This is a genomic window from Aeromonas sp. 96A (assembly GCF_051919165.1).
GTDB classification, from domain to species: domain Bacteria; phylum Pseudomonadota; class Gammaproteobacteria; order Enterobacterales; family Aeromonadaceae; genus Aeromonas; species Aeromonas veronii.
This window is the reverse complement of record NZ_JBQBFE010000001.1, coordinates 1,289,902-1,311,010: the sequence shown is the minus strand read 5'-3', so window position 1 is coordinate 1,311,010 and position 21,109 is coordinate 1,289,902. Positions and strand designations below refer to the sequence as shown.

At 60.7% G+C, this 21,109-nt stretch carries 18 protein-coding genes; 9 read left to right on the top strand and 9 right to left on the bottom strand.

The genetic code is table 11. The annotated features are described in order from the left end of the window. Positions 1-284: 284 nt before the first annotated feature. Positions 285-599 (bottom strand): hypothetical protein, encoded by a 315-nt coding sequence (locus ACTG2W_RS05915; RefSeq protein ID WP_005337929.1) that lies wholly within the window; start codon positions 597-599, stop codon positions 285-287. A gap of 285 nt (positions 600-884) precedes the next feature. Between ACTG2W_RS05915 and dcuC the strand changes: the two genes are divergently transcribed. Further along, positions 885-2,261, top strand: a complete 1,377-nt coding sequence (gene dcuC, locus ACTG2W_RS05910) for a C4-dicarboxylate transporter DcuC (protein ID WP_005337927.1) — start codon at positions 885-887, stop codon at positions 2,259-2,261. Positions 2,262-2,395: 134 nt separating this feature from the next. Continuing rightward, positions 2,396-3,535, top strand: a complete 1,140-nt coding sequence (locus ACTG2W_RS05905; protein WP_005337919.1) for a M20 family metallopeptidase — start codon at positions 2,396-2,398, stop codon at positions 3,533-3,535. 136 nt (positions 3,536-3,671) lie between these two features. Here ACTG2W_RS05905 and ACTG2W_RS05900 read toward each other — a convergent pair whose 3' ends face one another. The 4 genes from ACTG2W_RS05900 to asnS all read right to left on the bottom strand — a co-directional run bounded on the left by ACTG2W_RS05900 (position 3,672) and on the right by asnS (position 8,485). Continuing rightward, a complete protein-coding gene (locus tag ACTG2W_RS05900) occupies positions 3,672-4,328 on the bottom strand; it encodes a hypothetical protein (RefSeq protein ID WP_005337918.1) in 657 nt (218 codons plus the stop codon). A gap of 172 nt (positions 4,329-4,500) precedes the next feature. Continuing rightward, complete coding sequence (locus ACTG2W_RS05895) at positions 4,501-5,844, bottom strand: anaerobic C4-dicarboxylate transporter (RefSeq protein ID WP_005337916.1); 1,344 nt, start codon at positions 5,842-5,844, stop codon at positions 4,501-4,503. A gap of 374 nt (positions 5,845-6,218) precedes the next feature. Further along, complete coding sequence (locus tag ACTG2W_RS05890) at positions 6,219-6,974, bottom strand: substrate-binding periplasmic protein (protein ID WP_005337915.1); 756 nt, start codon at positions 6,972-6,974, stop codon at positions 6,219-6,221. Positions 6,975-7,084: 110 nt separating this feature from the next. Next, positions 7,085-8,485: an asparagine--tRNA ligase gene (gene asnS, locus ACTG2W_RS05885; protein ID WP_005337914.1), complete on the bottom strand. Its 1,401-nt coding sequence runs from the start codon at positions 8,483-8,485 to the stop codon at positions 7,085-7,087. Between the two features lie 200 nt (positions 8,486-8,685). Between asnS and ACTG2W_RS05880 the strand changes: the two genes are divergently transcribed. Then, positions 8,686-9,030, top strand: a complete 345-nt coding sequence (locus tag ACTG2W_RS05880) for a hypothetical protein (RefSeq protein ID WP_005337913.1) — start codon at positions 8,686-8,688, stop codon at positions 9,028-9,030. A 9-nt stretch (positions 9,031-9,039) separates the two neighbouring features. On the opposite strand, the gene ACTG2W_RS05875 is transcribed toward ACTG2W_RS05880, so the two are convergent. Both ACTG2W_RS05875 and bioA read right to left on the bottom strand, forming a co-directional pair. Continuing rightward, positions 9,040-9,852 (bottom strand): HAMP domain-containing protein, encoded by an 813-nt coding sequence (locus tag ACTG2W_RS05875; protein WP_005337912.1) that lies wholly within the window; start codon positions 9,850-9,852, stop codon positions 9,040-9,042. A gap of 176 nt (positions 9,853-10,028) precedes the next feature. Then, positions 10,029-11,303 carry an adenosylmethionine--8-amino-7-oxononanoate transaminase gene (gene bioA, locus ACTG2W_RS05870; RefSeq protein ID WP_274160989.1) on the bottom strand — a complete coding sequence of 425 codons (1,275 nt, stop codon included), beginning with the start codon at positions 11,301-11,303 and terminating at the stop codon, positions 10,029-10,031. A 193-nt stretch (positions 11,304-11,496) separates the two neighbouring features. Here bioA and bioB point away from each other — a divergent pair, with 193 nt between their 5' ends. The 5 genes from bioB to htpX all read left to right on the top strand — a co-directional run bounded on the left by bioB (position 11,497) and on the right by htpX (position 16,309). After that, positions 11,497-12,585 carry a biotin synthase BioB gene (gene bioB, locus ACTG2W_RS05865; RefSeq protein ID WP_064338334.1) on the top strand — a complete coding sequence of 363 codons (1,089 nt, stop codon included), beginning with the start codon at positions 11,497-11,499 and terminating at the stop codon, positions 12,583-12,585. After that, positions 12,582-13,778, top strand: a complete 1,197-nt coding sequence (bioF, locus tag ACTG2W_RS05860) for an 8-amino-7-oxononanoate synthase (protein WP_421308217.1) — start codon at positions 12,582-12,584, stop codon at positions 13,776-13,778. The genes bioB and bioF overlap by 4 nt, the downstream gene beginning before the upstream one ends. After that, positions 13,771-14,586, top strand: coding sequence for a malonyl-ACP O-methyltransferase BioC (bioC, locus tag ACTG2W_RS05855; protein WP_335844538.1), 816 nt, complete (start codon positions 13,771-13,773; stop codon positions 14,584-14,586). The genes bioF and bioC overlap by 8 nt, the downstream gene beginning before the upstream one ends. Positions 14,587-14,645: 59 nt before the next feature. Further along, the gene (gene bioD / locus ACTG2W_RS05850; RefSeq protein WP_005337893.1) at positions 14,646-15,323 is read left to right on the top strand and encodes a dethiobiotin synthase; all 678 of its coding nucleotides are present in this window, start codon (positions 14,646-14,648) and stop codon (positions 15,321-15,323) included. 113 nt (positions 15,324-15,436) lie between these two features. Then, the gene (gene htpX / locus ACTG2W_RS05845) at positions 15,437-16,309 is read left to right on the top strand and encodes a protease HtpX (protein ID WP_005337890.1); all 873 of its coding nucleotides are present in this window, start codon (positions 15,437-15,439) and stop codon (positions 16,307-16,309) included. 77 nt (positions 16,310-16,386) lie between these two features. Here htpX and ACTG2W_RS05840 read toward each other — a convergent pair whose 3' ends face one another. Both ACTG2W_RS05840 and ACTG2W_RS05835 read right to left on the bottom strand, forming a co-directional pair. Then, complete coding sequence (locus ACTG2W_RS05840; RefSeq protein ID WP_440016098.1) at positions 16,387-18,099, bottom strand: methyl-accepting chemotaxis protein; 1,713 nt, start codon at positions 18,097-18,099, stop codon at positions 16,387-16,389. A 238-nt stretch (positions 18,100-18,337) separates the two neighbouring features. After that, positions 18,338-20,188: an MOSC N-terminal beta barrel domain-containing protein gene (locus tag ACTG2W_RS05835; protein ID WP_421308213.1), complete on the bottom strand. Its 1,851-nt coding sequence runs from the start codon at positions 20,186-20,188 to the stop codon at positions 18,338-18,340. 77 nt (positions 20,189-20,265) lie between these two features. On the opposite strand from ACTG2W_RS05835, the gene ACTG2W_RS05830 reads away from it, so the two are divergent. Then, positions 20,266-21,018 (top strand): substrate-binding periplasmic protein, encoded by a 753-nt coding sequence (locus tag ACTG2W_RS05830; RefSeq protein ID WP_005337880.1) that lies wholly within the window; start codon positions 20,266-20,268, stop codon positions 21,016-21,018. Positions 21,019-21,109: the final 91 nt, after the last annotated feature.

Sequence of the window (21,109 nt, the reverse complement as noted above, 5' to 3'; positions counted from 1 at the left end):
CGCGCCCGAAAATCCGAATCAACGCAGTGCAAGGGCCCGATTCTGGCATTGTGGCGATCGCATGGCAACGCCGATGGTCCGGCTCGCGGGTTTTACCGGGACTGGTCACACCTGAACGGCGATTTTGAGCACAAGGTCAGAAGCTGTGGGGCTAGTGTGCCCGATGGGGTTGGGTATTGCGGGAGAAGATCGACTATTGCTGGAGAAAAAGAGAAGGGGGCAAACACCAGATAGCCAAAACGCGCCAGCGGGCGCGTTTTGGTCGGCATCATCAAGCACCTCAATCAGTGCAGGGTGGTCCACTCATGGTCAAAGACCCGGGCCCGTTCCCAGGGTGCATCAGGCAGGCTGGAAGAGAGGCCAGTGTATTTGCCCACGTCATCCACCACGATGGCAGAGAGGATCGGCAGGTTGTTTTCGGTGCAGTACATGCGGATGCGTTGCAGCAGGGTGCGCAGTTCATCCTGGCACTGCTCCAGCCCGGCCTGCTTGGCCAGTTTGGAGTAACGAATGGTAGTGCGTTCCTTTGCAGACTCGACGAGGATGTCCCACAGCTTGTAGTCGCAGGTCGAAGCACCTGCGGTGGCTTGGCTTGTCATAACTCTCTCCGGCGCGAAATGGTCGCTATATGTCGAAGCGCATCTTCGCCAGTTCGGCGCCGTCATATGTTGATCCAACGCAAAAAAGAGGGGAGTCGCGTCACACAATTCCCGGATATGGGGTGACAAAGGTTTTTCAGTAGTTGAAATAACGAAAAATTGTTACATGGTCGACATATTATGCTAATGAATCACGGTGACGGCACCTTTATTGATAGGGATCAAAGGCAAACAGTGGTCAGATCACTAGATTTCGCTCTTCGATAAATTTATCAGGAGTGAATATTGGAACTTTTATTCGTCTTGCTCGTTCTGGTCGCCGTGGTCTACGGCATTATCAAGGATTACAACCCGCAGGCGGTGCTGGCGCTGGCGGGCATGGCCATTTTTGCGGTGGCCTACTGGCTGGGGCTGCACCCCATTCTCCCCGCTGACAAGAGCACTGGTTTCGCCCTGTTCGATCTGTTCGAAGTGTTCAAGGGGATCTTCTCCTACCGCGCGGCGGGCCTCGGCCTCACCATCATGGCGGTGGCGGGTTTTGCCACCTACATGTCCCATATCGGGGCCTCCCAGGCGCTGGTGCGAGTGGCGGTCAAGCCGGTGGCGGGCATCCAGTCCAGCTACCTGATGCTCTCCATCTGTTATCTGGTGGCGGTATTCGTCTCTCTGTTCGTCACCTCCGCCACCGGCCTTGGCCTGCTGTTGATGGTCACCATGTATCCGGTGATGCGCAACCTCGGCATCAGCCCGGCCTCCGCCTGTGGCGTCATCGCCACCTCCCAGGCGTTTGAAATTGGCCCGACCCAGACCAACGCCATCTTCTCCGCCGGTCAATCCGGCATGGATCCGACCAGCTATTTCGTTGACTACCAAATCTGGCTGGTGGCCCCCATGCTGCTGGTGACCATGGTGCTGCACTTCTTCTGGCAGCGTTACTGCGATCGCAAGGATGGCTGGGATCCTGCGCTCCATCGTGGCGATCACGCCGAGCTGGACGAGCAGGGCACCGAGAGCGTGCAGGCGCCCACCTGGTATGCCCTGCTGCCGATCATCCCCTTCGTGCTGATGATGACCTTCTCCAAGCTGCTGGTGAGCGACATCAAGATGAGCGTGGAGGTGGCCATGCTGCTGTCGGTCTTTATCGGCATGCTGTGCGAGCTGCTGCGTAGCCGCTCGGTGCGTACCGCGTTTGCCGGGCTGTCGAGCTTCCTCGATGGTATGGGCAAGGTGTTTGGCCCCGTGGTGGCGCTCATCGTCTGTGCCGAGCTGTTTGCCGAATCCCTCAAGGCCATCGGCGCCATCGATACCCTGCTGCACTCTGCCAGCAATGCCGGTATCGGCAGCGGTCTGATGACCCTGGTGATGGTGGCGCTGATCATGGTAGCGGCGGTCATCATGGGCTCCGGCAACGCGGCGTTCCTCAGCTTCTCGACCCTGGCACCGGCGGTGGCGGCCAAGTTTGGCGTACCTGCGGTGACCATGCTGCTGCCGATGCAGCTCGCTTCCAGTATCGGCCGTACCGTCTCCCCCATCGCAGCGGTACTGATCGCCTGTGCGGGGATTGCCAAGGTATCGCCCTTTACCGTGGTCAAGCGCACCAGCGTGCCGATGGCGGGGGCGCTGCTGACGGCGCTGACCCTCAACTATCTGCTGTTTATGTAGTGATGTGGGTTATGTAGTGGTGTTTGGAATTTACCGGTCGGGCGGGTGGCATGGCTGCCCGCCTTTTTCTCACTGTGTCGCATTGTTGCAATAGACGATCGGCCATCAACGCTGATTGTTGCATGGAGAAGATAATGATAGTTGTAAAGAGCCCGTTTTCCCTCGATAGCTATCTGGCCGATCTGGCCCCGCTCATCAACCTCGATTGCGGTACTCGCACCCCGGCCGGGGTGGCGAAGGTGGCCGACATCATGACCGAGAAATATGAGGCCATCGGCTGGCAGGTGACTCGCCACCAGTTCGCTGCCGAGTGCGGCCCCTGCCTCGAGATCACCAATGCGCCGGGTGCCGATCACTACGACGTGATGCTGTGCGGCCACATGGATACCGTCTTCCCCGAGGGGACGGCGGCCAAGCGCCCGCTGAAAATTGAAGGCAATCAAGCCTTTGGCCCCGGCGTCTCGGACATGAAGAGCGGCCTGCTCTCTATCTGGTATGCCCTCAAAGAGATGGATCCGGCATTGCTTGCCAAGCTCAAGGTGCTGGTCTGCTACAACTGCGACGAAGAGATTGGCTCCCCCTGGTCGAAAGATTGGCTGGTGGAGAAGGCCAAACAGAGCGGCTGCGTGCTGGTGGCCGAGGCAGCCCGTCCCAACGGGGATCTCATCAGCGCCCGCAAGGGCAATGCCAAGTACCGCATCACCTTCCACGGCAAGGCCTCCCACGCCGGTTCGGCCCTCACCGAAGGGATCTCTGCCATTACCGAGTTGGCGCACTGGGTGCTGGCCATCAACGAGCAGGTCAACATGACCACGGGTACCACCATGAACGTCGGCGTGGTACAGGGCGGCACCGGTGTCAACGTGGTGCCGGACTTTGCCGAGGCGATCGTCGATCTGCGCTTCTGGAGCAACGAAGAGGCCGCTGCGGTACACGATCGGCTCACCTTTATGGCCAACAATCCCTTCCTCGCGGGTTGTCGGGTCGAGGTTGATCGCCAGACCTTCAAGCCGGCGATGCGCCCGAGCGGTGACACCGAGGCGCTGATGGCACTGGTGGAGGCGGCAGCCAAAGAGGAGGGGATCCCCTTCAACTGGCTGGAGGCCGGTGGCGGTTCGGATGCCAACTTCACCGCCGCCGCAGGCGTGCCGTCCCTCGATGGCTTCGGCCCCATGGGGGGTGGTTTCCACTCGGAGGCGGAATTCCTGCTGCTGGAGAGCATCGAGCCGCGGATCCGCCTGCTGCAGCGGGTACTGGGCAAGCTGGCGAAATAAGCCTGTTTATTCCTTGTTCGGGCGTCATGGCCCGCTCAAAACTGGTCCGCTCAAATCCAAACGGGAGGCTGTTGCCTCCCGTTTTTTTATCTCGATTTTTCGCGCGCTAAGTGAGTTGGCTGCTTGCTTGAGGCCGTTACCCCTGTGGCTCGGCCAGATAGGCCAGATGATCCTGCCGCGCCACCAGCCAGCCATCGAGGCGCAGCGGGGCGGCAAAGCCCGGGCCGTCGGTCACCATGGTGTGGTACTCCCCCTGCTCGCCACAGGCATCGAAGTCCTCGCGCTCGGCCAGTTGTTGTAGCTCGCAGAGGGTGGCGGCATCGAGGGTGCGGCCAGTCCACTCGGGGGCCAGCACCCGGGTATCGACGCAGGAGAGGTGGGCGACGATGCCGCGGGCCAGCATATCCGCCAGCAAGGCTTGGCGAGATTGCTGCCAGAGCGGGGTATGGACGGTGAGCCCGAGCGGGCGGCAGCGCTCGCAGATCCAGTTAGGCGCACCGCCCACGCTGTCGATATCGCCGGTGACTACGCCATCGAGTTGCCACTCTTCCTTGAGCCGTGCCAGTGCCCGCTCATAACCGAGATCGAACGGCGCTTCTATGGTGACCAGCAGATGGGGCAGCCCGAGGGCTTCCGCCTGACGGCGCACCAGCGGCAAGGGGTGAGCGAGAAATCGGGGTTCTGGCGGGGCAAAGGTGGCCAGTGCCATCACCTGATGGCCCGCTTGGCGAGCATGACAGAGGGCCAGCATGGCATCTTTGCCACCGCTCCAGAGCAGGATGACGCGAGACATGGATGAGATTCCGGTGGTGAACGAGGGGGCATGCTACCCAGCGGCGTGGGCAGAGGTAAAGGCATTGTGTCCGGAAATGGCGGCGGGGAAATGGTTGGGGTCACAGAGCGGGAAAAAGCAGGCCCCCGAAGCGGGGGCCTGTATTGCAATAGCGTGGTAAACGCCGCTGCGATCAGAGCAGGATGCTGGTGAGGATAAAGCCCAGCGAGCAGGAGGTCACCACCCCGATCAGCCCCGGAATGATGAAGCTGTGGTTGATGATGAACTTGCCGATGCGGGTGGTGCCGGAGCGGTCGAAACCGATACAGGCCAGATCGCTCGGGTAGGTCGGCAGCACGAAGTAGCCGTAGCTGGCTGGCAGGAAGGCGATCAGCAGCTTGGGTTCGACACCCAGCGCCAGCCCCATGGGGGCGATGGCGGTCAGGGCAGCGGCCTGGCTGTTCACCAGCTTGGAGATGAGGAACAGCACCAGCGCGTAGGTCCAGGGCTGGGCCTGTACCACATGGGCCAGGGTCTCTTTGAGCAGGGGCATGTGAGCCTGGAAGAAGGTCTCACTCATCCATGCCACCCCGAATACGGAGAAGATGGCGACCATGCCCGCCTTGAAGACGGCGCCGTTGGCGATCTCGCCCGGCTTGACCTTGCAGCGCATCAGGATGATGGCACCGGCGATCAGCATCATCATCTGGATCACCAGGTTCATGGAGAGCGGGCCGGTTTTGTCCTTGATGGTGAACACCGGACGCAGACCTTCGTTGGCACCGAGCAATACCACGGCGGCGATGGCGGCGAAGAAGATCCAGGTAGACCAGTAGGCCTCTTTCGGGAACTTGGTGTTGAGCAGGGTTTCACCGCCGCCGTAGATGAAGGCGCGCTGTTCCGGGTCTTTGATCTTGGCCTGGAACTCTTCGTCCTTGTCCAGATCCTTGCCGCGACGCAGGCTCCACAGGGCAGCCACGATGACACCGGTCAGGGAGGAGGGGATGGCGATCATCAGGATGTCGAGCAGGCCGTAAGCCTGACCGATACCGTGACCGGCCGCCAGAATGGAGACCATGGAGACCACGGCAACGGAGACCGGGGAGGCGCAGATGGCCATCTGGGAGGCAACGGAGGCCACTGCCATCGGGCGCTCGGGACGGATGTTCTTCTGCAGCGCGATGTCAGCGATGATGGGGAACATGGTGTAGACCACGTGGCCGGTACCGCACAGGAAGGTGAGGGTCCAGGTGGTGAGCGGCGCCAGGATAGTGATGTATTGCGGGTGACGGCGCAGCAGACGCTCGGCCACTTGCATCATCAGGTTGAGGCCACCGGCAGTCTGCAGGGTGGCGGCACAGCCGATCACCGCCAGAATGGTCAGCATTACCTGAACAGGCGGTTCGCCCGGCACCAGGCCGAAGACGAAGGTCAGCAGGAAGAGACCGATACCACTGATGAGACCGAGTCCCATGCCCCCAAAGCGGGTACCCAGCAGCAAGCAGCCGAGTACCACTAAAAATTCCATCAAGATCATTCCGTTACCTCGTGTGATTCAACCCATATTGCCGCGGGTAGCCTGAACCATGAATTGTCATTGTCTGTTTTATTTAGCCCAAAAGGGTTAGTTGCTATTCTGCTCCCCTGAAAAAGTGAAAAAATTGAGTTACTTCAATAACTCGATGAATTTTTGATTAAACCACTTAAAAACCACGTACTAACAAAAACATCATTTTTGTCACCAAGTGGTATCACTCGGGGCCAAGCCATCGGGTGGTCATGGCGGTAGAGCAGAGCGGCAACAGGGCTGCAGGGGAGGGGCATAAAAAGGGCTCGATTGCGGCAGAAGAGGGTGAAAAAGCCAGCGCTCAGGCTACTTTTGCCAGCAAGGGCTGACTTTGGCGGGTTGGCTCATTTGGCCGCAGGTGCTTGCTGCAGATAGCGGCGCTGATAATCCTCGCTCAGCTTGGCAATATCCAATCTGGCAATGGCCTGCGCCACCCGTTGCTGCAACGCCTGCTGATCGGGGCGAAACATGATGTGCAGGCTCTTGTGTTCGAGGATCTTCGGGTGAAATTGCAATCCGGCGCTGCTCAGCTTGCGATCATGGTTGATGAGCCAGTGGAAGACATTCCGATCGACCACCGCCAGATCGAGCCGGTCGCGCTGCAATTTGCGCAGGTTGAGCAGGTCGGAATCGACGGCGGCAGTGTTGAGGCGCTTGCTAGCCATCAGGGCATCGAATTCACGGGTGTTGACGTACCCCTCCACCACGCCGATCCGGTAGGGGGCGAGATCCGTGAGCTGCTGCCAGGGGATGGGGGGGCCTGAGCGCTGCGCCATACCCAGCACGCTGTCGCCTACGCTGGCGGAGCTGCGCCACAGGGTGGGCAGGGTGTCGGAGAGGTACTCGGGAAAATAGCCGCTATAAGGCTGGGTCGGGTCGGCCGCCAGCCGCACCGCCCGCTGCCACGGATAGAAGTCGAACGTCACTTCCAGTCCAGCCTCGGCAAAGGCGCGCTTGACGATATGACCAGTAAGGCCGCCATCGGGCAGGCTCTGGCTGGTGTAGGGTGGCCACTCCAGGGTGGTCAGACGAACGGACTCTGCCCACAGTTGAACAGGCATGCAGGACAGCAATAGCGAAAGCAGCAGGCGATATCCCATAGGCGACGAGTTCCTTGTGCCGGTTGATCCTGAGTATCACCCATAACGGTGACAATAAAAAAGCCGACCCACAGGTCGGCTTTTGCAATGCAGTGGCAAGATGCCGCTGATCAGAACTCGGCGGTACGCGGAGTACGCGGGAACGGGATCACGTCGCGGACGTTGCCCATGCCGGTCACGTAGACCACCAGACGCTCGAAGCCCAGACCGAAGCCGGAGTGCGGCACGGTACCGAAGCGACGCAGGTCGCGATACCACCAGTAATCTTCCTTGTTCAGGCCCATCTCGGCCAGACGGGCATCCAGCACGTCCAGACGCTCTTCACGCTGGGAACCACCGATGATCTCGCCGATGCCCGGTGCCAGTACGTCCATCGCGGCAACGGTCTTGCCGTCGTCGTTGAGGCGCATGTAGAAGGCCTTGATATCTTTCGGGTAGTTCTTCACCACCACCGGAGACTTGAAGTGCTCCTCGGCCAGATAGCGCTCGTGCTCGGAGGAGAGATCGATACCCCAGGAGACCGGGAACTCGAACTTCTTGCCGCAGTTTTGCAGCACTTCGATAGCGTCGGTGTAGTCGATCTGGGCGAAGTCGGAGGAGACGAAACGCTCCAGACGGCCGATTGCATCCTTGTCCACGTGCTGGGCGAAGAACTCCAGATCGTCGCGACGCTCGGTCAGTACGGCGTTGAAGACATACTTCAGCATGGCTTCGGCCAGTGCGGCGTTATCTTCCAGATCGTTGAAGGCCACTTCCGGCTCAACCATCCAGAACTCGGCCAGGTGGCGGCTGGTGTTGGAGTTTTCAGCGCGGAAGGTCGGGCCGAAGGTGTAGACCTTGGAGAGGGCGCAGGCATAGGTTTCGGCGTTCAGCTGGCCGGATACGGTCAGGAAAGCCTCTTTGCCGAAGAAATCTTCGTTGTAGTCCACCTTGCCGGCGTCGGTGCGCGGCAGGTTTTCCATGTCCAGAGTGGAGACGCGGAACATCTCGCCGGCACCTTCGGTGTCGGAAGCGGTGATGAGCGGGGTCGCAACCCAGAGGAAACCCTCTTCGTGGAAGAAGCGGTGGATGGCTTGCGCCAGGCAGTGACGAACGCGGGTCACGGCGCCAACGATGTTGGTGCGCGGGCGCAGGTGGGCCTGTTCACGCAGGTATTCGATGCTGTGGCGCTTGGCGGCCATCGGGTAGGTGTCCGGATCTTCGACCCAGCCGACTACCTTCACCTCGGTCGCCTGCAGTTCGAAAGCCTGGCCGCTGCCCTGAGAGGCGGCAACCACGCCGGTCACTTCCACGGAGCAGGCAGTGGTCAGACGCAGCACTTCATTCTCGTAATTGGCCAGGGTATTGGGGACAACTGCCTGTACCGGATGGAAACAGGAGCCATCGGAAATGGCCAAAAATGAGATCCCCGCCTTGGAATCACGGCGAGTCCGGATCCACCCTTTGACAGTTTGGGTGGTGCCGACCGGATACTTACCGGCCAGCACATCTACTACGGATGCGTGCGTCATCGAAATATTGTCTCCAGCTTGTTCTTGCAGCGCTATTTGCAACACTAGGGAGTCTGGCCCGGGCACAGATGGCCCACCATGGCAGACTAAGCCGTCAATCTTACCCGCGCGGGTTTGATAAACAAGCAAAAATGTCGGACTCTGGTGGGGTTTTCGGCATGGTTCACTCAACAAGAGTGTCACGGGCGCAGGAGAGGTGGGTGAAAGATCGGCGGCATGGGCCAGATTGGCTGACATGGGTGTTGCAGGGGCTGGTGATGCTCTGCTGGGGCGGCTTTATCGTGCTGCTCTCCCTTTACCACTATGCCCGTCCCGAAATTGCCTACGGTTTTCTGGTCTATGGCGGGATCGAGGTGCGCGATTATTGGGACCCGGCCCTTACCCCCTGGCTGGTCTACGGGCTCTGGAGCTGCTGCGCCCTGACGCTGGCGGTGTTGTTGCTGGAGCGCAAGCGCAGCCGCCGTCAGGATGACTCCCGGCATGTCAATCTGGCTATCCTGCTATTGGTACTGATCGCCAGCTTGCTCTTCTACTACGTCGGTTAAGTACCCGCCTCAGCGGGGCTGATCCGGCTCCTGCTTGCTGGCCTTGGTGCGCTTGCCGAGCTGTCGCTCCACGCTGTCGAGCATCTGGTTGTAGGCCACCGCCACCCGGCCAATCTCGTCGCCGTCATCTCCCTCCAGCCGGTGGCCGAAGTCGTGCAAGTCGGTGGCCTCTTCCATGGAGCGGGTCAACTGGTTGAGAGGGCGCACGATCCAGGTGCGGATGACCCAGAGGGTCAGCAGCAGTCCCATCCCGAAAATGCCGGTGAGGATCAGCGCCGAGGTGAGGATATTCTGCTCGACCCGGGTAAACAGCGAATCGAGGGAGTAGTCAAAGCGCACCGCACCAAGCACGGTGTTCTCCGGCACCAGATGACAGCTGGTGCAGTCGGTGCCGCGAAAATCCTTCTTGGCCAGCAGCGGTCGGGTCACTACCAGACGGCTGTGCATGCCGTTGTGCACCACCTCCAGGCTCCCTTTGCCCGCCAGAGCCAGCTCATCAAACTCATCCTTTACCTGTTCTGTTTCCCGTCCCGGCCCGAACTGTTTGCTCACCGCGTCGCCACGGACGATGCGGGCATCCTCCACATGGGCATGGTCGAGAAACTTGCCGCGCAGGGTATCGCGGGCATCCATCTTGCCGGTCAGCATCAGCATGTTGAGGCCGTCGAAATAGGCTTCGGTCTGCTCGCGGCTCTGCTCCTTGATGAGGGTCAGGATGAGATCGCGCTCGCGCACCGCCTGATAGGCTGCGGAGAAGACCAGTACCATGGAGAAGATGAAGAGCAGGAAAAAGTTGATTTTGGCAGCAATGGAGAGGCGCATGAGCAGTCTTTCTTGATGGTAAAACCGCAGCAGTTTACCCCTCTTGGGGCCTCAGGTCTGGTGTTTTGCTCACATTACGGCAAGTGAAAGCGCACTGAAGTGGATAAAGTTGCCCTCTTTATATATCAAATGCGGGTAGCCAAACGGGCGGCAGCGATGGCCGCCCGCTGTATGCATTAAAACTCGCCCTCGGTGATGGCCTGACGGATGGCGCCGGTCAATACCCTCAACTCTTCAGGGGTGATGACGAAGGGGGGCATCAGGTAGATCAGCTTGCCAAAGGGGCGGATCCAGGCGCCCAGTTCGACAAACTTGCGCTGGATGCGCGCCACATCCACCCGCTCTTTCATCTCCACCACCCCGATGGCGCCGAGCACTCGCACATCCGCGACCGCCGGGTGCAGGGTCAGCTCTACCAGTTCGGTACGCAGCTGATGCTCGATGGTGCGCACTCGCTCCTGCCACGGTGAGGCGAGCAGCAGATCGATAGAGGCGTTGGCCACCGCGCAGGCGAGCGGGTTGCCCATAAAGGTGGGGCCGTGCATAAAGACCCCCGCCTTGCCGTCACAGATGGTGCGGGCAACATGCTCGGTGGTCAGGGTCGCCGAGAGGGTGAGGTAGCCGCCGGTAAGCGCCTTGCCCAGACACATGATGTCGGGGCTGATCCCCGCCCAGTCGCAGGCAAACAGCTGGCCGGTGCGGCCAAAGCCGGTGGCAATCTCGTCAGCTATGAGCAGCACGCCGAACTCGTCGCACAGGGCGCGCACCCACTGCAGGTAGCGGGGGTGATAGAAGCGCATGCCGCCAGCGCCCTGCACTATGGGCTCAAGCACGATGGCGGCGATCTCCTCGTGATGATCCGCCATGAGTGTGGCCAGCTCCACCACGCACTGCTCGTCCCACTCGGCGTGGAAGCGACAGCTGGGTGCTTCGACAAAATAGTGTTCCGGCAGGAATCCCTTGTAGAGCTCATGCATGCCGCCATCGGGATCGCAGACGCTCATGGCGCCAAAGGTGTCGCCGTGATAGCCGCTGCGCAGGGCGACAAATTTGGCTCTGGGCGTCCCCTTGGCGTGCCAGAACTGCTGCGCCATCTTGAGCGCCACTTCCACTGCCACCGAGCCGGAATCGGCCAGAAATACCCGATCAAGCCCCTTCGGAGTGATCTCCACCAGCTTGCGGCAGAGCTCGACCGCCGGGGCGTGGGTGAGGCCGCCAAACATCACGTGGGACATCTTGCCGAGCTGGGCGGTGGCGGCGGCGTCCAACTCCGGCACCTGATAGCCGTGCACGCAAGCCCACCAGGAGCTCATGCCATCCACCAGTTCACGGCCGTCGCTGAGAGTGATCTTCACCCCTTTGGCGCTGGCCACTTCATAGCAGGGCAGGGGGTGAGTGAGGGAGGTATAGGGGTGCCAGATGTGGTGCAGGTCGAATTCTTGATTGGTCATTTGTTGTTCTGTTGTCAATTAGTTTGATCTGGTCGGTGTTGACAGTCTACGCGTGCTCTCTACACTAGCCAACAATTTCAGCCACTTGGCACTGCGCATCACCCTGAGCGCGCGGGCCCGGCGGCGGGTTTTGTGGCCGTCCATCCCAAGATGGCGGGCGCAGGATCCCACTAATAACAACCGGAAGCCATGTATGAATGCTCTCACTGCGGGCGGGCACGCCCTTCGTCATGACTGGACCCTCGCCGAGGTTCAGGCCCTGTTTGCCTTGCCGTTTAACGATCTGCTGTTTCAGGCCCAGACCGTCCACCGCGCCCACTTTGACCCGAACGAAGTGCAGGTGAGCACCTTGCTTTCCATCAAGACCGGCGCTTGCCCGGAAGATTGCAAATATTGTCCCCAGAGCGCCCGTTACCACACCGGTCTTGAGGCCGAGCGGCTGATGGAGGTGGAGAAGGTGCTGGAGCGGGCCCGTGAAGCGAAGGCCAACGGCTCGTCCCGTTTCTGCATGGGGGCCGCCTGGCGCAACCCCAAAGAAAAAGACATGCCCTACATCATCCGGATGATTGAGGAGGTGCGCGGGCTGGGGATGGAGACCTGCATGACGCTAGGGATGCTCACCGCCGATCAGGCGGCGCGTCTTGGCGCTGCGGGGCTTGATTACTACAACCACAACCTCGATACATCGCCGGAGTTTTACGGCGAGATCATCTCCACCCGCACCTATCAGGACAGGCTCGATACCCTGGAGCATGTGCGCGGTGCCGGTATGAAGGTCTGCTCTGGCGGCATCGTCGGCATGGGTGAGCAGGCGAAAGATCGGGCGGGTCTCTTGATGGCGCTCGCCAACCTGCCGCGCCACCCCGAAAGTGTGCCCATCAACATGCTGGTCAAGGTGAAGGGAACGCCGCTGGAGAACGAGGAGAACCTCGATCCGTTCGAATTTATCCGCACCATCGCGGTGGCGCGGATCATGATGCCCGCCTCCCATGTGCGTCTCTCCGCCGGGCGGGAGAAGATGAATGAGCAGATGCAGGCCATGTGTTTTATGGCCGGGGCCAACTCCATCTTCTACGGCTGCAAGTTGCTGACCACCCCCAACCCGGACGAAAACAGCGATATGCAGCTGTTCAAGCGGCTCGGCATTCGCCCCGCCCAGCGGGCCCAGAAGCCGGATCAGGTTCAAGAAGAGGAGCTGCTGGCCGAGGTGAGTCGCCAGAGCGAGCCCACCGAGATGTTTTATGACGCCACCCGCCCCCGTGCAGGGGCTGCGCGGTCATGAACGGCCCTGCAGTAACGGGCCCTTTTGTGTTGGGCACGGCGCTGGCCGAGCGCGAGCAGGTGGGTCTGCTGCGCAACCGCATCGCGACCGACGGAGCGAGTGGCGGGCAGCTCAGGGTTGCGGGGCGCGACTACCTCAATTTTTCCGCCAACGACTATCTGGGACTGGCAGATCATCCCGCCATCAAGGTCGCCTTCAACTCGGGGATTGAGCGTTATGGTACGGGCTCCGGCGCCTCGCCGCTGGTGACCGGTTACAGCCGTGCCCACCAACAGCTTGAGGAGACCCTGGCCGAGTGGCTCGGGGTGGAGGCGGTGTTGCTGTTCAACTGCGGTTTTTCCGCCAATCAGGCGGTGCTGAGAGCGCTGCTCGGCAAGGAGCATCTGCTGTGGCAGGACAAACTCAACCACGCCTCTTTGCAGGAGATGGGCAGCCAGCTCCCTTGCAAGATGAAGCGTTTTGCCCACAACGATATGGCGGCCCTTGAACGACAGCTTGAGCCCAATCGCGGACTGATTGTCTCGGAAGGGGTGTTCAGTATGGACGGGGATCAAGGCCCCTGGCGCGAGCTCGCAACCCTCGCCGCCCAAAGCGGCAACTGGCTGATGATCGACGATGCCCACGGCCTCGGTGTGCTGGGGCCTGAGGGGCGCGGCACCCTGGCGGCGCAGGGAGTAAATCCTGCCAACGTGCATATCCAGATGGGCACCTTTGGCAAGGCGCTTGGCGTCGCTGGCGCCTTTGTCGGCGGCAGCCGCGAGCTGGTGGAGTATCTGGTCAACTTCGCTCGCCACTATGTCTACAGCACCCATATGCCCGCCGCGCAGGCTTGCGCGGTCAGCAAGAGTATCGAGCTGGTGCGCGCCGCCGATGAGTCCCGCACCCATCTTGGCCAGCTGATCGCTCGCTTCCGGCAAGGGGCAAAGGATCAGGGTTGGCAGCTTGGCGCGAGCGATACCCCGATTCAGCCGCTGCTGGTGGGGGAGAGCAGTGTTGCCCTGCAACTGGCTGAACGACTGCGGGAGCGCGGCGTCTGGGTGAGCGCCATCCGCCCGCCCACTGTGCCGGTCGCTACGGCCCGGCTGCGCATCACTCTGAGTGCGGCTCACCGCGAGCAGGATGTGGATCGCCTGCTCGATGCCTTGGGGGTCTGCCCTGCAGTTACAACGCTTGGGGAGGCTCACCATGGCTGAGCGCTTTCAAACGGTCGACAAGGCGCAGCTTGCTCGCCGTTTCGGCGCCGCCGCTCGTCATTACGATGCCCACGCCCGCTTTCAGCAGGAGGTGGGTCAGGCTCTGTTGGAATGGATGCCAGACAGGCTGGTTGGCACTGATCTGACTGTGAGCGGGCTGGATCTGGGCTGCGGCACCGGCTTTTTCTTGCCCCAACTGGCGAACCGTTGTCACCAGCTGGTGGGGCTGGATCTCGCCCCCGGCATGCTGGCGCAGGCCGCCTTGCGTGGCAGCGGTGCTCGCCTGCTCTGCGGCGATGCGGAGCAGCTTCCTTTCGCCGATAACGCGTTCGACTGGGTTTTCTCCAGTCTGGCGCTGCAGTGGTGCGAGCGTCCGGCCCAGGCTTTTGGCGAGCTGCTGCGGGTGGTCAAACCGGGCGGCCAGATCTTTTTCTCAACCCTGCTCGATGAGTCGCTCTGGCAGTTGCGAGCCGCCTGGCAGCAGCTTGATGGTCACGCCCATGTCAATCGCTTCCTCAGCCTGCCACAATTGGAGCAGGCGCTGGCTAGCGCCGGGGTATCTGCTCCCGAGCTGCGTGGTATCACCTGGGATCTCGCCTATCTTGAATTGCCGCAGTTGTTGCGCGATCTCAAGGGGATTGGGGCCAATCAGGTCAATGACAATCAGGGGCGTGCCGCCCCGGCCGGTCTGAGTGGTCGCGCCAGATTGCAGCAGCTGGCTCAGGCGTATGAGGCGTTTCGCCAGCCAGATGGCAGGCTGGTCGCCAGTTATCGGGTGTGCCTCGGCCGTCTCAGCAAGCCTTGCTGAGCGCCGGGAATCGCATTGTGTGCAGGGTAGTCAACGGGCCCTGCCAAGGAGAGAACCGTATGAAATCATTCTTTATCACCGGCACCGATACCGATGTGGGCAAGACGCTGGTGGCGCGCACCCTGCTGCGCGAATTCAGCGCACAGGGAATCAAGTGCGCGGGTTACAAGCCTGTCTCGGCCGGATGTGCCCGCACCCCGGACGGGCTGCGCAACCTGGATGCTGTCCTGTTGCAGGAGGCGGCGAGCCTGCCGCTGCCCTATGAGGTAGTCAATCCGTTCGCCTATGAGCCGCCGATTGCGCCCCATATCGCCGCCAGCGAGGCGCGCCAGCCTATCACCATGCAGGGGTTGAGCGAGGGGCTGCGCAAGATTGAACAGGCCGGGGCCGAACTGGCGGTAGTGGAAGGGGCGGGGGGCTGGTATCTGCCGCTCGATCGCAAGCATCTGCTGTCGGACTGGGTCAAGCAGGAGAACATGGCGGTGATCATGGTGGTGGGGGCCAAGCTGGGTTGCCTCAACCATGCGCTGCTCACCTTTGCCGCCATTCGCAATGATCAGCTGCCGGTGGCGGGGTGGGTAATTAATCGGCTCCATGGTTCCATGAGCCATTATCAGGAAAATCTGGACACCCTGAGGGGCTTGCTGCCAGCCCCCTTCCTCGGCGAAATTCCGTTTATAAACAATCCGCTTGAAGCCGATTTGCAGGGGCGTCTCGATATCTCGCCGCTACTTTGACGGCATATTCAGCGAACATTCATCGAATCTCCCTAGAATGTCGACATTAACATGATCAGGTGGGGATCCCGAGTGATCCCCGGTCATGTCCCTTATCTTCACAAGGAGTCTATATGAAGCGAATTATGCTATTCCTGGTGACCAACCTGGCCGTCATGCTGGTGCTGGGGGTGGTACTCAATATCCTGTTCTCGGTTCTGGGGATCAACAAGTCCAGCATTTCCGGGCTGTTGGTGTTCTGTGCCGTGTTCGGTTTTGGGGGTTCCTTTATCTCCTTGCTGATGTCCAAGTGGATGGCCAAGCGCAGCTATGGCGTCCAGGTCATCGAGCAACCCCGTAACGAGACCGAGCACTGGCTGGTGAGCACTGTGGCCCGTCAGGCCCGCGAAGCGGGTATCAAGATGCCGGAAGTGGGGATCTACGACTCTCCCGAGATGAACGCCTTTGCCACCGGTGCCCGCCGCGATGATTCGCTGGTGGCGGTCTCCTCCGGTCTGCTCTACAGCATGAGCCGTGACGAGGCGGAAGCGGTGCTGGCCCACGAGGTTAGCCACGTGGCCAATGGCGACATGGTGACCCTGACCCTGATCCAGGGGGTAGTGAACACCTTCGTGATGTTCTTCGCTCGCATCGTGGCTGGCGTGATCAGCAACTTCTTCAGCTCCAACAACGAGGAAGAGAGCAGCAGCACCGGCGGTTTTGCCTACATGATCACCGTGTTCGTGCTGGAGATGCTGTTCGGTATTCTGGCCTCCATCATCGTCATGTGGTTCAGCCGTCAGCGCGAGTTCCGTGCTGATGCCGGTGCCGCCAAGCTGGCCGGTCGTGACAAGATGATTGCCGCCCTTGAGCGCCTCTCCCGCGGTGCCGAGCCGCAGCTGGAAGGCTCCATGATGGCCTTTGGCATCAACGGCAAGCGCTCCATGAGCGAGCTGTTCATGAGCCACCCGCCCATCGAGCAGCGTATCGCCGCCCTGCGTGGTTGATAGATACTGAATGACGGGAGATGACCCCGAATAAAAAACGGCTGCCTTCGGGCAGCCGTTTTGCTTTTCAGCGTTCTTTAAAGCTTGAAGTGCCCCATCTCCTGGCGCAGTACCCGTGACAGCTGCTTGAGCTTGGCCGCCTCTTGCGACACGTGACGGGCGGCATCCCCCGATTGCTCGGAGAGGGAGGTGATGTTGCCGACGGTAGAGACTACCTCGTTGGCGGCGGTGGACTGCTCGCGTAGGGTGTGGCTGATCTCCCCCATCAGGCCGGTGAGGTTGGAGGCGTGGCTCTGGATGCTGGCGATCGCCTCGCCGGTCTGGTTGGCCAGCGTGACCCCGCGGGAGACGTTGTTGACCGTGTTCTCCATGCTGCGAATGGAGGCATCCGCCCCGCCCTGGATTTTGCTAATCATCCCGGTGATCTGCTGGGTTGAGGCCGCCGAGCGACTGGCCAGATTGCGCACCTCGTCGGCCACCACCGCGAAGCCGCGACCCTGTTCACCGGCCCGCGCCGCCTCGATGGCTGCGTTGAGAGCCAGCAGGTTGGTCTGATCGGCGATGCCGCGGATCACCCCGATGATCTCCGAAATCTGCTGGGTATGGCCGTTGAGCTCGGAGATGGTGCTGGCCGCATCCCCCACTGTGGTGGAGATATTCTCGATGCTGCCGAGCGTCTCTTTAATGACCCCCGAACCCTCCTCCAGGGTATTGGCTGAGACCTTGCTCAGCTCGTCGGCATGGGTGGCGTTGTCGGAGAGGTGACTGATGCTCACCACCAGCTCCTCGATGGCGGCGGCCATGGTCTGGGTGCTGGTTTGCTGATCGGTGGCAAACTGGGCGGTCTGCTCGGCGATCTGGGCGATGCTGTCGGCAGAGTGGGACAGCTCCTCGGTGGAGTGGGAGACCTTGGCGATGATCCCCTTGAGGGTGGTCTGCATACCGCCGAGCAGGCCGATCAGGCTCTCTTTCGATCCTGGCGGCACCTTGATGGGGCGCGAGAAGTCCCCTTCCGCCATCATATGAAGATCGGTCTTGAGCTGTTCGACCGAGGTGCCCACCAGATCGAGCAGGGAGCGATAGGTGCGCCAGAGGAAGAACATCAACACCAGACCGAGGGCGATAAAGAGATAGCGCAGCATGTCGGTATTGGCGATGGCGCTCTCGACTGCCTCATGGTTGCGCTGCTCCATCATCACGTAGAAGTCATCGATGGGGGACATGATGCGCCCCTTGTTCTGGTGATAGGCCTTGTCATGCATCATGGCGATGGCTTTTTGCTGGTTGGCAACCAGGTCGCCATCAGTCTGCTGTACCAGCTTGAAGGCGGCGACCTCGGTGTTGACCAGCGCATCCGAGTTGTTTTTGGCCTCGTTCAGTTTGGCGAGCTCACCGTCGGTGAAACCGGCATCCTTCATCAGGTCGATCAGGCCACGGCGAACATTGCTGTCGGGGCGGGGATTCTGGCCGTTGGCGGCGACAAAGTCCCAGTAGATACGGTTGTAGCCATCCGGTCTCGGCTGCTCGCCGTTGCGAATGGCCAGGATCCGCATGTACTGCTGTTCGTAGGCTGGATCCTTGGTGATGACGTAGGTGCGCCCGAGTCGGGTCAGATCATCGGAGGATTGGCGCAGTTCGTCGGCCAGCAGGTAGGAGACATATTGTTGTCGATAACTCTCTTCCAGTTGTTTACCCGCCCAGCTGTAGGCGAAAAACACCAGTGACAGCAGGATCAGGGTGATGACGGATAGCAGCAGGTTGAGCTGAAAGGCGGGCTTGTTCTGTTCCATGGTATGGGCGTCCTTTCCCTATGGCTGAGTGTCGTATGGAGCATCGCCAAGTCAATGGCTGGCAAGGCTTTTTGCTCTGAGAGTATAGGAAGGGAAACTCACAGATGAAGGCCGTGGGGACAAATTAAGGGCGGATCAGCTGAACAAGTGTGGATAAAGATGACCGGGGTCAATTCCCCGGTCATCTGGGGTGGCGTGAGTTAATGCGGCCCGATCACCCGATCACCCGATCACCCGATCATAGGATTTCAAGGTCGGTGAGCGGCACGGCGCAGCAGGCAAGGATCTTGCCCTCGGCCAGCTCGGCGGCGGTGATGGCGGGGGCGTCGGGGTGATCCACCTCGCCCGAGATCAGCGTCTGTTTGCAACTGCCGCAGATGCCGGCGCGGCAGCTCCATGGCAGCTCTACACCTTGCTTGTTGGCCTGATCCAGCACAGTGCCCTGATTGTTGCCGGTAAAGGCTTGGGCGCCGATACGCAGTTGCACCGCCTGATGGGGGCGGGCCACCGAGAGAATGGCGCCGCCAAAACTCTCCTGTCTGATCCGTGCGGCCGGTACGCTGAGGGCTGCAACTTTGGCGGCTGCATCGGCCATAAAGCCGTGGGGGCCGCAGATAAAGACCTCTTTTTCGGCCAGCCCTTTGATCCGTTGCAGATGCTCATCATTGAGTCGTCCTTGCAGCCCCTGCCAGTGACTGTCCGGCTGGCTCAGGATCAGGGTGAGGGTCATCCCCTGCTGTGCCATGGCGTGCAGTTCGCTGGCGGCGGGAATGTCCGCTTCGCTGCGGCACAGGTGCATAAAGTGAACCTCTTCCAGCTCCCCGCGTAGCGCCAGGGTGCGGGCAATCGCCAGCATGGGGGTGACGCCGGAGCCTGCGGAGAGCAACAGTAGGTTGCGCTCGCGGCCCAGGTAAAAATCGCCAGCGGGGTTGGCGGCCAGCAGCCGGTCGCCCACCTGCAGTTGCTGGTGCAGCCAGTGGGAGATGCGGCCACCCTCCACCTTTTTGACGCTGATGCTGTAACGCTCCGGGTGATCCGGTGTGGAGCTCAGGGTATAGCGCCGCAGGATCCGTTCATTTTTGATATCGAGGCTGATGGGCAGATGCTGGCCAGGCAGGTAGTCGGGCAGTGGCTCGCCATCGGCTGCTTCGAACCAGAAGGTCTCCAGATCCCGCGCCAGCGGTTCGCGGGCCACGCAGACCAGCTCCCGCTTCTTCGGTGCGGCGGCGGGATAGACCACCGGACGGGTGCGCTCCAGTACTTCGATCTCGCTGCCTGCCTCAATCCATCCCTCGTTCAGCGCCACCAGATTCTGGCCGAAGTAGACCTCGCCATCCTCGCCACGGCGGTAGCGGGTGAGGGTGGCCAGCGGCTCTTTCAGGGCGTTGAAGCGATCGGTGCCCGCTTCCACCGTGGTCATGATGCAGCGGCTGCAGGGCTTGACCACTTTAAATTCCACTTCGCCGATGCGGATACGTACCCAACTGTCCTCCTCGAAGGGCTGGGTATTGCTTGCTACCAGATTGGTGCGGAATTGGCTCATCTGGTGCAGGGCATCGGAGCGCAGATTGAGATCCTCAAGGGAGGCCTGGCTTATCAGCAGCAGCGGATAACCGTCGGCAAAGCTGACCCGGGTGCCGGTCTTCTCGCGAAAACGATCCGAGGTTTCACCCAGCCAGAGCAGTTGCACCGTCTCCCCTGCCACCCGGCTTAGCCACCCATCGGCTTTGGGGTCGGTGTGCAGGGCGGTGAAACGGTCGCTCCAGACTCCGGTAGCTTGCGGGGCGCGGCTGAAGTCGACCTCTTGCAGGGTGAGGGGTTCAAAGCCCGGATAGCGCAGTTGCAAGCCTCCTTCGATGGGGGTGGCCACGACCTGTTGCAGCTGGGGATGGGTACGGGCGGTGATAAAGGTGCCGTCCGGTTTGACCACCATGTAGCGGCGATCCCCTGCCAGTCCCTCTTCGGTCACCCGGGCGCGAGCCAGCGGCATACCTGCAGTCGATTTGATGGGGTAGAGGTGAATGCTGTCTAGCCTGGGCATCTTCATATCCTTGTGACGCGGCGCGATCGCCTGGAAAAAGGGGAACATAACGGTTCCCCGGCGATCCGGCAATCCTTTCAAGGGGGCGGTCTATAGTTGGGAAAAGAGAACAAGAGGGCATCGGGATGAAAATAAGCTGGTTGCTGGCGGGGAGCCTTTTTTGCCACGGGCTCTGGGCGCAGGAGCTGACCCTGACCACGGGAGAGTATCCCCCTTACTGCTCCGAGACGCTGAAATATCAGGGGCTAATCCCTCATGTGGTGAGCGAGGCATTCAAGAGTGAAGGGGTGAGCGTCAAGTTCCAGTTTCTTCCCTGGAAGCGGGCCTTTCGCTTGTCGGAGGAGGGCGTAGTGGATGGCACTGTCCACTGGTATGAGTCGAGCGAGCGGCGCAAAACCCATCTCTACAGCGATCCCATCCTGAGCGAGACCTACGTCTGGTTCTATCTCAAGTCAGATCCGCTGGAATGGCGTGGCTATCAGGATCTGGCGGATCGCAAGTTGGCTGCGGTCAGTGGCTATACCTACAATGCAGATTTTTTTGCAGCCATCGCGCAGGTGCCGCTGCAGGTGCAGTTCGTCACCCGGCTGCGCCAGAGCTTTGATCTGCTGCTTTCCGGCCGCGCCGACCTGACCCTGGAGAACATAGATGTCGGCTACTACTCCCTGCGTCAGTTCTACCCGGCCAGCACGGTCGATCTCTTTGCAACCCATTCAAAACCTGTGATGAAGGTCGAAGGTCACCTGCTGATCAGCCGCAAGCGTGCCAACGCTGACGAGCTGATCAAAACCTTCAATCGGGGCCTCGCCAAACTGAAAGCCAGCGGTCAGCTGGAGAAGATGTTACTTGAGTCACGTTCTGGTCTCTATGAACCATAAAGTGCAACATTTTTTGATCCTGATTCGCTAATCAGTACAAAAAAGCGGCCATTATCGACTTAGTTCCCAGTTTCTAACGCTTTCGCTTCTT